Source organism: Romboutsia sp. MSSM.1001216sp_RTP31141st1_G3_RTP31141_220114 (assembly GCF_039031195.1).
In the GTDB taxonomy this organism is placed as follows: Bacteria; Bacillota; Clostridia; order Peptostreptococcales; family Peptostreptococcaceae; genus Romboutsia_C; species Romboutsia_C hominis.
In genome coordinates, this window is record NZ_JBCIUO010000005.1 from 90,139 (window position 1) to 105,295 (window position 15,157).

The following is a 15,157-nucleotide window of genomic DNA, read 5'->3' on the forward strand; positions in this document are numbered from 1 at the left end:
CATTCCTATTTTTAGCTTATATGTATTTATGTCCTTTTAATTATTTTAATTTGTGCGCATTTATGCTATATAAAATTGTTAACTTTCATTTGATTTTCATTAATGTTTTATCAATAAACTTGTATCTTAAAATAAAAAAGACTATTCGAATAATATTTAAATATTATCTGAATAGTCGGTTGCACTATTAACTCCATATACCTCAAGTGCCCATATACAAGGTATACTTCTTCGCTCCTAATTTTAACTTTTGAATATAATTATATAATCTCAGTGACTTATTATACCCTTTAATTTAGTTAAAGTCAATTTTAGATTTTTTTATAGTAAATTTTAACTTATTTTTTATCTATATTTATCAAGTTCTCTTAAACATGCCACTGTAATTTCATCTTGTGGATCTAATTCATAAGCTCTTTCTATATAATATATAGCATCATCTATATCACCTTTGTTTAGATATGCCATCCCTAAATTGCATAATATTTCTGGATCTTCTTTTATTTTAGCTGCTTGTTCAAAGTGTTCTATAGCTTTATCTATATTGAACATACTAGCTTCACAAAGGCCTAGTTCAACCATTGTATCTACTTGATGTGGTTTAGTTATAAGTATTTTTTCAAAATATTTCTTAGCTTCTTCAAATTCACCCATATTTTTATAAGCTAATCCTATCATAAATAATAAGTTCCACCAATCAGGATGATCTTGTTCAAGAGGTAATAATTTTTCTAGTCCTTCTTCACATTTTCCTTGGAATACTAAATTATAACCTTCTTCATATTGAACTTTAAAGTCCATCTTTCCTATATTTTCTTGAACCTCTGCCATTAAGTCTGCATCTAACCCTAATTTTTGTGCTTCTTCCCATATAACTCTAGCTTTTAAATATTGACCTTGATTGTAGTAATGATATCCTAAATGATAGTAAGCTAAAGCAAAATTTTCATCTAATTGTATAACCATTTCTAACTTTTCTAAAGCTTCTAATAAAAACTTATTCATAGCTTCCTTATCCATATCTTTTTGATACTGCTTTGCTAATTCTTGGCAAACTATTGAATAATGATATAATCCATCTATGTCATTTGGATACATACTTATCATGGCTTTTAAATATATTAATGAGTCAGTTATCTCACCAATATCAAAGTATTTTTTAGACATATAGCCCATATATTCTTTTATATTTATATTTACTTTTTTGCTAAAGGCATCTAGAAACTTTCTGTATTCTTCATTATACTTAAATTGGCTATCAATACCCATTATATATATCATAGCATCGGCTATAGACATTGTATTTATCTTATCTTGTGCTGTCTTTTCTTTTATTCCTTTAACTAATACCTCATTTTTTATAGGTACATCTAATCCACCCTTAGGTATAGTGTAACCTTCTAAGTTAAATTCTCCACCATGTTTTATAGTTATAAAAGATAATTCTTCTGTTTTCTTTAATAAATACTTCTCTATTTTAAACTTCATTTTTTCCTCCTTTGTAACTTCACATAATAATTTTTAATCTATTAATGTTTATACCCATTAAAAATTTATTTGATATGTTTTCATAATATATAATACCAATATGTATTAATTAGCATTTAATATAATATATTATATGTTAACACTATATGACTTTGACTTTTCAAAAACTTTGTTATCATCATCATAGACAAATAAAACTATATTTTTGGTCTCTTTTATATTAGCATGTATATCTTCTTTTAACTTTAATATATCGAATCTAAATGGTTCAAAATGAACATATTTTATTATATGCTTAGCTGGTTTATTTTCAAACTGTGGTATATATTTTAATATGTTATCTTCATTTTGTAAGAACATATGACATCTATTTTTAAAATCTTCTACATCTTCTTTATTGAATATTTGAAGTAAATTTGAAGTTTTACCTAATGATATATAATCATACTTTAATATATCATTAAATAATTCATTTTTATCATTTATCTTATCGTTGTAGAAATCTAATAATATTTTATATAATTGATTCTTACCTTGTGCTACATCAAAATACCCATTTTCATCAAAGTAAGTTGCAAATTCTTCAAAGAATTTAAATGGACTTTGCTCATAATAATTATGTATTATGTATCTCATTGACAATACAAAGTTTTTAGAGTTATAGTATCTTTCTAGTATTTCTTCTATATCTTTTAACTTTATCATTTCGCTATAACTTATATAATCATTATATAATACTTCATATGGTGTATAATCTTTGTATCTATATCCATGTTCTTTTGCAGTATTTCTTATACCAGTTCCTTTTATCATCTTTAAGAACCCTAATTGTATATGCTCTATACCTAAATTAAATACATCATTAAATGAATTTTCAAAGCTTGCATAATCTTCATATGGAAGTCCCGCTATTAAATCTAAATGTTGATGTATATTTCTATACGATGCTACTTTTTTAACTGCATAAGATAATTTTTCAAAATCATCTCTTCTTCCAACTGCATCAAGAGTTTTCTGATTTGTGCTTTGTACTCCTATTTCAAATTGGAATAACCCTTCTTTGCAATCTTTTAAGAAGTTTAGTGTTTCCTCATCTAATAAGTGTGCTGTGACTTCAAAATGATATGTTGTATAACCATTGTCATTTTCCATAAGGAAATTCATTATTTCTTGTGCAAACTTCTTGTTAGCATTGAAAGTTCTGTCTATAAACTTTATTTGAGATACCCTTGCATCTATTAATGCCTTTAAATCTTTTTTTACTCTATCTATACTAAAATATCTTAATCCTTCAAGTGTTGAAGATAAGCAGTATTGGCAATTAAAAGGACACCCTCTAGATGTTTCATAGTAAACAATTCTATTTTCATATTCTGCTGGATTTAAATGATCATAAGGACTAGGTATTTCATCTAGATTTTGTAATAATTCCTTAGGTTTAGTTACAACTATCTCATCGTTATTTCTATAAACTATACCTTCTACATCTTCTAAAGATTTTTGTCCTTTTAGATACATTACCAAATCTCTAAAAACTAATTCTCCCTCTCCATAAAGTATATAGTCTACAAATGAGTGCTTTTCCATAAAGCTTTCGCTATCATAAGTTACCTCTGGCCCACCTAGAGCTATCTTTATACTTGGCTTTACTTTCTTTATATTATGGCATAATCTAACTATATCGTTTACGTTCCATATATAAGTTGAAAATAGTATTACATCATAATCATGTTTGTGTATATCTTTTAATATATAATCTAAATCATTATTTATTGTATATTCTTTTAAATCTACTTCTACTAAGTCTTTTACAAACTCTTTTAAATATCTTATTGCTAAATTTGTATGTATAAATTTTGAATTTAACGTTGTTAATAAAATTTTCAATTATTTCACCTCTTTTTTCATTTATGCTATGATTTTCTGTACATTTTAGGTTAAAATACTATATGTAGTATATTATCATTTTTTTCTTTAATAGAAGGTTTTTTAAACCTTTTTGTAGAATAATAGTATCATAATTATATCTAATTTAGAAAGGAAGTTTTTTATGGAATTAATCGATCAAGTATCTATCAATGCCTTATCAAAAAGGGACTTATTGCTTATTATAAAAGCCTTAGAGTATACAAATGAAAATACTGGACTTAATGAATTTATAGATTTAAGAAACAGTATAATAAAAGAACTATGCTTTTTAACTGATACTAGCGAAGAAGATTTTGTTAATTACCTAGAAAATACTAACTAAGATTTTTTAAATTTAAGATTATATATTCCTGATTTAGCTTTGACTCCTATCTCAAGAATATCATTTTTAAAATCTTTTTTTATAATTTCAATTTGATTAAATATCGGATCTATAGTAATTTCCCCTACTTCTAATTTAATTAGGGATCTTGGATCTACACGATTATTATAAATCTTTTTGTTAATTATATATTTTCTTAGTTTAATTACATATTCAGCCATTGATAAGGTGAAGTCTATATTGTTTATATTTAAATTCTCTTCGAAGTTTAGTATAGATAGTATAGATTTTTTTATACTTAATATTCCATTATCACTTATTTCCCTATCTTCAATATATATATCATACAATACATTTAACATATTTATTAATACTTTATCTTCTTCGTATTCATATACTTTTAAATCTATATACTTGTCTATTATTTGTATTGCTTTAATTCGTTCCATTTGAAACTTAACTACTTGAGATTTATCTAATTCCATTGTAAATCCTATAATTTTTTCTTTTGCACTTTGCAATAATTCTTCATATTCTACATTTTTATTTTCTATTAATTTATGGATTATAATATTATAGCAAATAGCACTTAATATATACTCATATGTATTTTCTTCTATTTTAAGAAACCTTATATACTTACTCACTAAATCAATAACAACTTCTTCACTTTTATCTGCGTTTGTGTTTGAAAGTATTACTGGAAGTAATATATTTATTATATTTTTACTACTTAACTTCTCTCCATAAAATTTATAGTATATTAATTCATCTCTTAGTCTATTGCTATCTATATATACATATCTCTGTATTTTATCATCAATAAGACATTTTGTATTTATTATTATTAAATCTTTTAATGATTTGTCATTCATTTCAAATGCTGATATATATGCATTTTTTATATTATTTTCTATTGTAGTATTAGCTATCATACTCTTAACCTTTCTCATATGAAACTCTATATTACTTTATTGTTATCATCTATTATACTTAATATACTTTGCTTTGACTAACCAAAAAAAAGAGACAGTTTTTCACTGCCATTTTAAAACTTAATTATATTTAATAAACTATATAAATTATTACTAATTATATTTTTACATAAATTTAAAATAAATATATTAGAAAATATTATAGTGGTAACTAGAACCAATAGTTTTAGCTACCACTGTATATTATATCTAAATTATAATATTAATTTTTAATCAATATTATAATTACATTCTTTCTGGTGCATGCATACCTAATAACTTAAGAGCATTCTCTATTGTTTGTCTAGTAGCAGCAACTAAAGCAAGTCTTGCTTTTCTTAATTCAACATCTTCAACTAATATGGCATTGTCATGGTAGAATTTATTGAATGCTTGTGCTAAATCTAATACAAATCTAGTTATTATGTGTGGTTCATTCTTTCTTAAAGCATTAAGTATAGACTTGTTGAAAGATGCTATAACCTTTAATACTTCTGAACTATCTTCATCATTTAATAATTCATAATTTATATCTGTAGTTATTTCTTCATTAGCTTTTCTTAAAACTGCACAACATCTTGCATGAGTATATTGAACGTATGGTCCAGTTTCTCCATCAAAGCTTAAAGTTCTTTCCCATGAGAATGTATAATCTTTTATTCTGCTGTTAGATAGCTCTTGGAACACAACAGCTCCAACACCTACTTGCTTAGCTATTTCATCAACATTTAATGCATTAGGATTTTTAGCTAACATTGTTTCTTTTGTTTTTTCTATAGCTTGCTTTAATACGTCTTCTAAGAATACTACTCTACCTTTTCTTGTAGACATTGTTCCATTTTCTAAAGCAACCATACCAAATGGTACATGTACCATATCTTTAGCCCATTCAAATCCAACTAATTCTAGAACTTTGAATAATTGTTGGAAATGTAAGCTTTGTTGAGAACCAACTACATATATACACTTGTCGAAATCATAATTATTCTTTCTATAAACTGCAGCTGCTAAGTCTCTAGTCATGTATAATGTTGAACCATCATTTTTAGTTATAAGAGCTGGTGGCATATTGAATTCTTCTAACTCAACAACATTTGTTCCTTGAGATTCTTTTAATAATCCTTTTTCTTTTATAGTTTCTATTACTGAGTCCATTTTGTCAGAGTAGAAACTTTCTCCATTATATGAATCAAACTCTATATCTAATAAGTCATAAACTCTAGCAAATTCTTTTAAACTTTCATCTCTGAACCATTGCCATAATGCTTTAGCTTCAGCATCTCCATTTTCTAATTTAGTGAACCAAGCTCTTGCCTCATCTTCCATCTCTGGGTGCTTTTCAGCTTCATCATGGAATTGTATGTATAATTTTAATAATTCTGGTATTGGGTTGGCTTCTACAGCTTCTTTACTACCCCATAATTTGAAAGCTACTATTAACTTACCAAATTGAGTTCCGTAGTCTCCTAAGTGATTTATTCTTACTGTATTGTATCCTTGAGAATCATATATTTTGTATAAAGAATTTCCTATAACAGTAGTTCTTATATGCCCTATATGGAATGGCTTAGCGATATTTGGAGATGAGAAGTCTATTACAACTGTCTTATCCTTTCCTAAATCACTGTGTCCGTACTTTTCTTTTTGAGTTAAAACATCATTTATAACATTTTTAGCTAATTGAGATTTGTCAACGAAGAAGTTAACATATCCTCCTAAAGGTAATACCTTAGATATTGCTCCTTTAGCTTCTATTTTTTCTGCTAATTCTGCCGCTATCATATTTGGAGCTTTTCTAAATACTTTTGCTAATTTAAAGCAAGGAAATGCATAATCTCCCATTTCTTTGTTTGGTGGTACTTCTATAAGACCAACTATTTCTTCTAATGTTAAATCTTCTATGTTTTCTTTTAAGCAGTTTGCTATTTCTATCTTAAAATCTTGCATTATATTTCTCCTCTCATATTCTTATTATTTTATGGTAAATCAATTTATGAGTTTTTTCAAGTTATTTGGTTTATTTATTAACTATATTTTAGCAATATTCTTATTTATAATACAATTTTGTATAAGTTAATTATTCCATTTAAATTTAAAATAAAAATTTACTTTACTTATAGTTCTTTTTCACTTATTACTTTTATTCCATTTTCTATTAATAAGGCAGCAGTAACTCCTAATCCATCCTTCTTTTTACCTGCAAAACTTCCATCATATATATAACTTGAACCACAAGATGGACTTCCATCTTTTAATATAGCCTCTTTGCAGTTATATAATTTAGCTATTTTTAAAGCTTCATCTGCTCCATTTCTAAACTTTTTAGTTACATCCAATCTTTGCTTATTAATTACACTTGCTTTTCCTTTTATAACATCATATCCATCTAATTTAACTATTTCTGAAGGTTCTCTTGGTGTACTCATTCCTCCTAATTGTTCTGGACATACTATTATAAACTCTTTACCTTCTAAGAACTTTTTTACATTTTCATTTTTATTATTTTCTCCATTGTACTTACAATTTATTCCAAGTAAGCATGCTGATACTAAAATCATATTGTACCACCTTATATATATTACTTTTATAAAAAATTTGCTATATCGCAAAATTATATATTTTAAACATCTAACGATATAGTGAACAAATCATTTTTTATTTTAGATTTACGATAGTAACTCCAGCTCCACCTTCTCCATATTGTCCAGCTCTTTGAGACTTAACATGTCTATTTCTCTTTAAGACATCTTGTAGTCCAGATTTTAATACTCCAGTTCCTACGCCATGTATAACAGTTACCATTTCAAGGCCAGCTACATAAGCATCATCTAAATATTTTTCAACTTCCATTATAGCCTCTTCTAAATTCATACCTCTTAAATCTACTTCGCTTTTTACTCTTCCTGATTTAGCTTTTATTATACTTCTTGTTGATTTAGTGATTGTTGTTTTATGGTCTTTTTTAACTTTTTGAAGAGACTTAAACGGTAGATTCATCTTCATTATTCCTATTTGAACAACAGCTTCTTTTTTATTGTTATCAACTGAAACAACGCTACCTTGTTGATTTAAAGTTATAACTTTTACTTCTTCCCCAACTTTTAAGTCTTTTACTTCTTTACTTGATACTTTAGGAACAATCATGCTCTTAACAGTTGGTTGAAGACTTCCCATTGAACTAGATATTTCTTTTCTAAGCGCCTCTATCCTTTGATTCTTTTCTTTAGATGCTCTTTCTTTTTCTAGTTCTCTAAGTTCTTTTACTATTAAATCTACTTCTTCTTTTGCTTGTCTTGTTATTCTAAAGGCTTCTTGTCTTGATCTTTCCATTATCTTTTCTTTTTGTTCACTCATTTTCGCAAGCTTTTCATCGTACTCAGCCTTTAGTTTTTCTATTTCTGACTTTAATTTTTCGGCTTCTTCTCTATCTTCTTCAGCTTTAATTCTATTTTTCTCTACATTTTGAAGCACATCTTCTATTGCTATATTATCACTATCTATAAACTCTCTAGCTCTACTTATTACATAATCACTTAGCCCTAACTTTCTAGAAATCTCAAAGGCATTTGATTTCCCTGGAACACCTATAAGTAATCTATACGTAGGACTTAAAGTTTCTAAGTCAAAATCAACAGCTGCATTTTCAACACCTTCTTTAGTAAGTGCATAGTTCTTTAATTCACTATAGTGTGTTGTAGCTATACATTTAGCTCCAATGCTTTTTACATCTTCAAGTATAGCTATTGCAAGAGCCGCTCCTTCTATTGGGTCAGTTCCAGCTCCAAGCTCGTCAAATATTACTAAAGAGTCTTCTGTTACTTCTTTTAATATAGATACTATATTTGTCATATGAGATGAAAATGTAGATAAGCTTTGCTCTATACTTTGCTCATCACCAATATCTGCAAATACATTATCATATACACACATACTACTTCCAAAATCAGCAGGTATGTGAAGTCCACTTTGATTCATAAGTGCAAATAAACCAACAGTTTTGATAGTTACAGTTTTACCACCTGTATTAGGTCCTGTTATAAGTAATGTATGGAATTCTCTCCCTAAATAAATTGAGTTTGGAACAACAGTATCTTTATCTAGTAATGGATGTCTTCCCTTTTTTATATTTATAAATTTATCTTCATTTAAAGTAGGTTCTATACCTCTCATTTGTATAGATAATTTTCCCTTAGCAAAAGCAAAGTCTAATCTTCCTAATATCTCTTGGTTAGCTAATAGTTCATTACTTATTTCTCCTACCTTAGAAGATAATTCTGCTAATATTTTTTCTATCTCTTCTTTTTCTTGAAGTCTTAATTGCCTTAATTCATTATTCATATCAACTATACTCATAGGCTCTATAAATAATGTTGCTCCAGATGATGATTGATCATGGACAATACCAGCTACTTGTGATCTATATTCAGCTTTTACTGGCACAACAAATCTATCTCCTCTTACAGATATAATTGCATCTTGTAAGTACTTTTGATATGTAGTTGAAGATATTATTGAGTTTAACTTAGATCTTATAGATTGATTCTTTTGTACTATTCTTCTTCTTATATTTCTAAGCTCACTAGATGCATTATCAGATATTTCTACCTCACTTATTATTGCATTGAAAATTTCTTCTTCTAAATCTCTATATGTGTATAAAGAATTTGATAGGGATTGTATTATTGGGTAGTTAAAATCTTCTTCTTCACTAGATGCTAAATTATTACTAAGCATTCTAGCTACTCTTAAAGTATTTCCTATCATTAGTAAGCTACCTGGGTCTAATGCTGCCCCTACACTTGCTCTCTTTACCTTATCTTCTATATCGTATATTCCCTGTAATCCAACAAAACCTCTTTTTATAAGTATGGCTTGTGCCTCACTTGTTTCCTCTAATCTTGACTTAACTTCATTAAAGTCAGAACTTGGTGTTAGTTTTTCTATGTATCTCATACCTAATGAAGATGATGCTTTGCTTTTCAATAGGTCTATTATTTTATCAAATTCTAAAACCTTTAGTGCTTTTGAATTCATTATTTCCTCCTTGAATCTATATCTATATAATTACGTTTATTTTATGTATATTTGTATTATACTATTTGTATAGCTAACTAATATTATACATAAATATAGTTGTTTATAATAGGATAAAAACTGTATTTTGCTATATATATAAACTTATTAGTTTCAAAACTAACTATTTATTTTGGAATATATTAGATTTAGTGTTATAATATAATTATATTATTTAAGTTTCATGCTTTTTACTTAGCATATACTTAAATATTTAATTTCATCTAAAAGGAGTGAATACTTATGGAAAACGTATTAAAAGGTTTAAATCCAGAGCTTGTTTTTAATTATTTTGAAGAGATATCTCAGATACCTCGTGGTTCTGGAAATGAAAAAGCTATAAGTGATTATCTAAAAAAATTTGGTGAAGACTTAGGCTTAGAAACTATCCAAGATGATGCGTTAAATATCATAATAAGAAAACCTGCTACAAAAGGATATGAAAACTGTCCAGGTGTTATACTTCAAGGTCATATGGATATGGTTTGTGAAAAAAATAAAAACACAGAACATGACTTTACTAAAGACCCAATAAAATTAAGAATAGAAGATGACATGATATATGCTACAGGAACTACTCTTGGTGCTGATAACGGTATAGCTGTTGCTATGGGTATGGCTGTACTTGCATCTAATGATTTAGCACATCCTCAAATAGAAGTTTTAATAACTTCAGATGAAGAGGCTGGAATGAGTGGAGCTATGGCTCTTGACGGTTCTAATCTTAAAGGACAATACATAATAAACCTTGATTCAGAAGAAGAAGGTTTCTTACTTGTAAGTTGTGCTGGTGGGGTTACTGCTCACTCTAAATTAAATGCTGAGTTTACCAATGTAGATGCTAACAAACAAGCTCTACTAGTTGATATAAAAGGACTTCTTGGTGGACACTCAGGAATGGATATAATAAAACAAAGAGCTAACTCTAATATATTAATGGGAAGACTTTTAAACTCATTATGTGTTGACTTTGACTTAGCAAAAGTTGAAGGTGGTTCTAAAAACAATGCTATACCTCGTGAGTGCGAAGCTGTTATAGTAGTTGATAAGAATGATGTAGAAAAAGCTATGGCATGTATAAAAGAAATGGAAAACACTTTCAGACATGAATTTGCTTCTTCTGATCCTGACATAGTTGTAGAATGTAAAGAAACTACTGTTGAAAAGGTTCTTACTAATGATTGTAAAAATAATGTAATAAGAACTTTAAACTTAATACCTAATGGAATCCAAACTATGAGTATGGATATAGAAGGACTTGTTGAAAGTTCTACTAACTTAGGTGTTGTTAGAACTCTTGAAAATGAAGTAACTTTTGAATGTGCTGTTAGAAGTTCAGTTACTTCTTTAAAAGAAAATATAACTAATAAAATGAACTTATTATCTCAAACTTTAGGTGGAGAATTTACTTTAGAAAGTGATTACCCAGCATGGGAATATGCTAAAGGTTCTAAATTAGAAGATATATGTGTCCATACTTATGAAAAATTAAATGGTAAAAAGCCTATTATAAAAGCTTTACATGCTGGTCTTGAATGTGGATTATTATTAGACAAAATGCCTCATGCACAAGCTATATCTTTTGGACCTAACATGTTTGAAGTTCATACACCAAATGAGCATTTAAGTATATCTTCAACTACTCGTACTTGGGAATACTTAGTTGCTATATTAAAATCAATGAATGAACATAACTAAGATTAGTTTCTTGTTAAACATAAAATAAGTAGGGAATTTGCCCTACTTATTTTATGTTTAATCTAATTTTACCTTTATAGCTTTATCTTCAAGAACTTCCTTAACATTATATTTATCATCTACAATAGTTGGTACGATTTTTAATTCGCTATAATTATTAGATGTATTTTTATATTTCTCAACTACTTCATGCGTTCCATTATTTACATTCATCCCATCTGGAATTATTTCCTTATTATTTTCATCTTTTACTTTTAATCTTATACGATCAAAATCAACATTATTTATTCCTAGAAACTTATACTTTATTTCTACAGATAGAGGCGAAGCTATTACTTCACTAAATTCTATGCTAGCTACTTTATTATTTAATGAAAATTCTATAACTTCATCTATTGAATATGATTTAGATTTATCTATTAAATCCTCTCCCTTTATGTCTATATTAAACTCCCAGTTTCCTCTTATAATCCCAGAATGTGGACCACCAGCTTTTTTAACCTCATCATAAGATTTATATTGAGATTCCCAATCTTGTTCAAGATGAAGTTTTTTAATTTGAATTTTGAAATTATATATTTTATCTTTGTTTATAACATAAGGAAATTCATCTTTTTTAACTCGTTCAGAATTAATGTCGTTGCCTTCTTTAATAGTCATATCTATTCCTTGTTCCATAACAACATCTACTGATTTTTCTTTTTTTTGATAATGATCTCCTATTGCCCAAGATTGACCTTCATACTTAACTCCATCTATATATATATTGTTTATTTCTCCTACCGTTAATAGTGTTTCCTCTCTTCCCCATTTATCAAATGACCACTCTTTCTGTTGCTTCTCTGTGAAATCTTTGAATGGATTAAATTTGCTGTAATCAACATTTAAGTTTAGTATCAAGCTTCCATTATCTAAAATTACATCTTTAAGTGAAATCTTTACATTTTTATCTATCGCTACCTTATTTATATTGTACTTATAATCTTCAAGTTCTTCTTTTTTCATATTTACAATATCACCTAATGAATACCAAAATCTTTCTATGTCTGCCCATATATTATTATCTAGAATAATACCACTACTTAAAATTGCTAATAATGAAGCTGCTACTATACCTCTTTTAAATCTTTTATTCTTATTTCTATTTCTAATTTTTATTTTCATTTTATTTTTAAGCTCATCATTATTATCAAACTTTACTTCTTCATAATCATCTACATTCATTTTTACATCATTTAATATTTCAAAATCGTCCTTCATACTTAACCTCCCTATTTAGATATACTTTCCCTAATTCTTTTTCGCCCTCTGGATAAACGATTATATAAATTAGACACCTTTGCGTTATTTTTCACTGCTATACTCTCCAAACTTTCACCTTCTAAATAGTGTTTTATAAAAAGTTCCCTATCTTTATCATTTAAATGACTTAGTATCTCTTTTATTTCTTCCTCAATTTCAGCTTTCATTAAATCAGTATCTATGTAATATAATTCTTGACTTATATCAGTAGTTTCAATTTTTGATATATACTTTCTTTTATAATCTATCGCTTTATATTTTGATATTGCACATACCCAGTTTTTAAAATCATTCTTGCTTTTATCAAAACTTTTTATACTATCCCATATAGATAAAAGTACATCACTTACACACTCTTCCTCATAATTTATAAGTACACCTAAATGTCTTCTAATTACTGATGTTATTAGACCCCTATAACTATCTATTAACATCTCCATTCCTTCTTCTTTCCTTTTCCTTATATACTTAATAATCAATTCATCTTGCAAAATAATTCCTCCTTACCCTCTTTTATAAAAGCTTTTATACTAACTAATACGTAATCTATATAAAAATCCTATCAACTTAGTTCAAAATTTTTTATTATTTACACGAAATTAAAGCAGAGTTTCACATTAACAAAACTCTGCTTTATAAAAATTTTATAAATTTATTAATAAAATTAATTACAATATAACCCATCCGCCCATTATCTGACTTACTTCAAATCCTCTTTTTTTGTACATTTCATAGGCTATTTTATTTTGTTCTATGACTATAAGCGCAATTTCTTTAACTTGTCTCTCTGCTAAAAACTGTATTGCTGTTTCTATTATTCTCTTTCCATACCCCTTGCCTCTATATTTTTTACATAATCCAATATCAAATAATCCCTTGTCACTTTCAATAATAATTTCTATAAATCCGATTTCATTATCTTCTTCATCTAATACTATAAAATATCTATTATTATCATTTTTACTTTTTTCTATATTTTTGTTTACAGTGTCAATATTTGTTACTGTACCATGTGGCATATCACTAAATGAATCATTATAAATATCTATATACCTTAACTTATTTTCTTCATTTAAACTTTTTAGCTTCAATAATTTATTCCTCTTACACCTATCCTTTAATACCATTTCAAAAGAATTGTATTCTATTTTAAAGTTTAGTTTATTTATCTCTTCATTAGATATTTCTTGTTTATTTATTCCTAATCTTATATCCGTCGCTCCTTTTGCTTTAGATATGTTAACAGATTCTTCTACTAGTTTTCTTATTATTTCAACTTTATCTGTTATATCCTTAGCACATTTTATTTGGTGAATATATGCACTTTTTAATATTTTTGCTACTTCTAAAACTACGCATATACTCGCCACTACTTTATTTTCCTCAAAATAAAATAATGCACCTTCACCATATTCATATATTTTTATATTAAATTTATCATCCAATTCTTCTAATAAATTAACTGAATTTTCCTTAACTTTTATGAATTTATAAACTTCATTCTTTTCTATATTACTCAAATTAGTATATGATTTTATATATCCCATAAATTTCCCCTTTTGTTTCAATTCCTCATCTTTCGTTTTTAATCTATTTAACCTTATATTTATTATAAATACATCTATAACAAAGTACCATTCCTACTATCATAAATGGAGATAGTATAGCAATAACTATACTTCCTACCATAGAGCCAAGTAATGGTATCAATAAAAATGATAATCCATATGAAATCCACATAATTCCATTTGCCCTATTATATGCTTTTATATTACTTATTTCTTCTGATTTAACTGTAGTCCCTGCCCAAAAGTGCATAGGAGTTTTTCTTTTAAATGAATATATTCCTATTCCTACAAAAATTAAAACTGCAGGCATTATTGATATAGCTATTACTATATCATCTTTTTGAGTATAGCTTGTTTGGCTAGACTTAAAATTGTTGCATTTAACCGAATTTGTGCTACTTTTTAAATTATACTTTTTTATTAATTGATTATATGTTTCTATTGTTTTATTACTATCTTTATCATTGTATATTAAGGTTTTATTACTTGTTGTGATTTTTATATATGGTTTGCTATTACGATACACATATAGCTTCCCCTTTTCATCTCCGTCTATTTGGAAAGTTCCCCTTAAATATGTTTCTGTGCTAGTGCCTTTTATTTTATTTCCTATAGGAATGTCATCTAATAGCTCTACTGCTTTAATATCCTTTATATATATGTTATCTATTTTTATCCTTATTTTATCTTCTTCAAAATGCATTTTATGAGGACTATAGTCTATATTAAAAAATATAATTAAACCTATAATTACAACTATCATTATCCCAAAGACTATCTTTTCATATTTATTAGAAAACATA

12 protein-coding genes and 1 riboswitch are annotated in these 15,157 nt (G+C 27.0%); of the genes, 2 read left to right on the plus strand and 10 right to left on the minus strand.

All coding sequences use genetic code 11. The features are described from left to right. Window positions 1-165: 165 nt before the first annotated feature. Window positions 166-248: riboswitch (cyclic di-GMP riboswitch) on the minus strand. A 97-nt stretch (window positions 249-345) separates the two neighbouring features. Then, window positions 346-1,488: a tetratricopeptide repeat protein gene (locus ABCP60_RS09605; protein WP_092923555.1), complete on the minus strand. Its 1,143-nt coding sequence runs from the start codon at window positions 1,486-1,488 to the stop codon at window positions 346-348. 129 nt (window positions 1,489-1,617) lie between these two features. Beyond that, window positions 1,618-3,375 (minus strand): B12-binding domain-containing radical SAM protein, encoded by a 1,758-nt coding sequence (locus tag ABCP60_RS09610; RefSeq protein ID WP_343101668.1) that lies wholly within the window; start codon window positions 3,373-3,375, stop codon window positions 1,618-1,620. 163 nt (window positions 3,376-3,538) lie between these two features. On the opposite strand from ABCP60_RS09610, the gene ABCP60_RS09615 reads away from it, so the two are divergent. Beyond that, on the plus strand, window positions 3,539-3,739 hold the full coding sequence (locus ABCP60_RS09615; protein ID WP_092923549.1) for a hypothetical protein: 201 nt from the start codon (window positions 3,539-3,541) through the stop codon (window positions 3,737-3,739). Here the strand turns inward: ABCP60_RS09615 and ABCP60_RS09620 are convergent. From ABCP60_RS09620 to ABCP60_RS09635, 4 genes are all read right to left on the minus strand, one after another. Next, window positions 3,736-4,692, minus strand: coding sequence for a hypothetical protein (locus ABCP60_RS09620; RefSeq protein ID WP_240294285.1), 957 nt, complete (start codon window positions 4,690-4,692; stop codon window positions 3,736-3,738). The two genes, ABCP60_RS09615 and ABCP60_RS09620, sit on opposite strands and share 4 nt — an antisense overlap. Before the next feature lie 267 nt (window positions 4,693-4,959). After that, on the minus strand, window positions 4,960-6,660 hold the full coding sequence (gene argS, locus ABCP60_RS09625) for an arginine--tRNA ligase (protein ID WP_092923546.1): 1,701 nt from the start codon (window positions 6,658-6,660) through the stop codon (window positions 4,960-4,962). 167 nt (window positions 6,661-6,827) lie between these two features. Next, the gene (locus ABCP60_RS09630; protein WP_092923543.1) at window positions 6,828-7,271 is read right to left on the minus strand and encodes a DUF523 domain-containing protein; all 444 of its coding nucleotides are present in this window, start codon (window positions 7,269-7,271) and stop codon (window positions 6,828-6,830) included. Between the two features lie 97 nt (window positions 7,272-7,368). Further along, on the minus strand, window positions 7,369-9,747 hold the full coding sequence (locus tag ABCP60_RS09635; protein WP_343101669.1) for an endonuclease MutS2: 2,379 nt from the start codon (window positions 9,745-9,747) through the stop codon (window positions 7,369-7,371). 282 nt (window positions 9,748-10,029) lie between these two features. Between ABCP60_RS09635 and ABCP60_RS09640 the strand changes: the two genes are divergently transcribed. Further along, entirely contained in the window at window positions 10,030-11,484 is a 1,455-nt protein-coding gene (locus tag ABCP60_RS09640; protein ID WP_092923536.1) for an aminoacyl-histidine dipeptidase, read from the plus strand. Between the two features lie 57 nt (window positions 11,485-11,541). Here ABCP60_RS09640 and ABCP60_RS09645 read toward each other — a convergent pair whose 3' ends face one another. From ABCP60_RS09645 to ABCP60_RS09660, 4 genes are all read right to left on the minus strand, one after another. After that, entirely contained in the window at window positions 11,542-12,744 is a 1,203-nt protein-coding gene (locus ABCP60_RS09645) for a DUF4179 domain-containing protein (RefSeq protein WP_092923533.1), read from the minus strand. Between the two features lie 11 nt (window positions 12,745-12,755). After that, entirely contained in the window at window positions 12,756-13,277 is a 522-nt protein-coding gene (locus tag ABCP60_RS09650; protein ID WP_092923530.1) for a sigma-70 family RNA polymerase sigma factor, read from the minus strand. Window positions 13,278-13,454: 177 nt separating this feature from the next. Then, entirely contained in the window at window positions 13,455-14,333 is an 879-nt protein-coding gene (locus tag ABCP60_RS09655) for a GNAT family N-acetyltransferase (protein WP_176698641.1), read from the minus strand. A gap of 43 nt (window positions 14,334-14,376) precedes the next feature. Beyond that, window positions 14,377-15,156 (minus strand): hypothetical protein, encoded by a 780-nt coding sequence (locus ABCP60_RS09660; RefSeq protein ID WP_343101670.1) that lies wholly within the window; start codon window positions 15,154-15,156, stop codon window positions 14,377-14,379. Window position 15,157: the final 1 nt, after the last annotated feature.

Coding starts and splice junctions, on each gene's coding strand:
- ABCP60_RS09605 (WP_092923555.1), bottom strand. CDS start 1,488: ATGAAGTTTAAAATAGAGAAGTATTTATTAAAGAAAACAGAAGAATTA.
- ABCP60_RS09615 (WP_092923549.1), top strand. CDS start 3,539: ATGGAATTAATCGATCAAGTATCTATCAATGCCTTATCAAAAAGGGAC.
- ABCP60_RS09620 (WP_240294285.1), bottom strand. CDS start 4,692: ATGAGAAAGGTTAAGAGTATGATAGCTAATACTACAATAGAAAATAAT.
- argS (WP_092923546.1), bottom strand. CDS start 6,660: ATGCAAGATTTTAAGATAGAAATAGCAAACTGCTTAAAAGAAAACATA.
- ABCP60_RS09630 (WP_092923543.1), bottom strand. CDS start 7,271: ATGATTTTAGTATCAGCATGCTTACTTGGAATAAATTGTAAGTACAAT.
- ABCP60_RS09635 (WP_343101669.1), bottom strand. CDS start 9,747: ATGAATTCAAAAGCACTAAAGGTTTTAGAATTTGATAAAATAATAGAC.
- ABCP60_RS09640 (WP_092923536.1), top strand. CDS start 10,030: ATGGAAAACGTATTAAAAGGTTTAAATCCAGAGCTTGTTTTTAATTAT.
- ABCP60_RS09645 (WP_092923533.1), bottom strand. CDS start 12,744: ATGAAGGACGATTTTGAAATATTAAATGATGTAAAAATGAATGTAGAT.
- ABCP60_RS09655 (WP_176698641.1), bottom strand. CDS start 14,333: ATGGGATATATAAAATCATATACTAATTTGAGTAATATAGAAAAGAAT.
- ABCP60_RS09660 (WP_343101670.1), bottom strand. CDS start 15,156: ATGTTTTCTAATAAATATGAAAAGATAGTCTTTGGGATAATGATAGTT.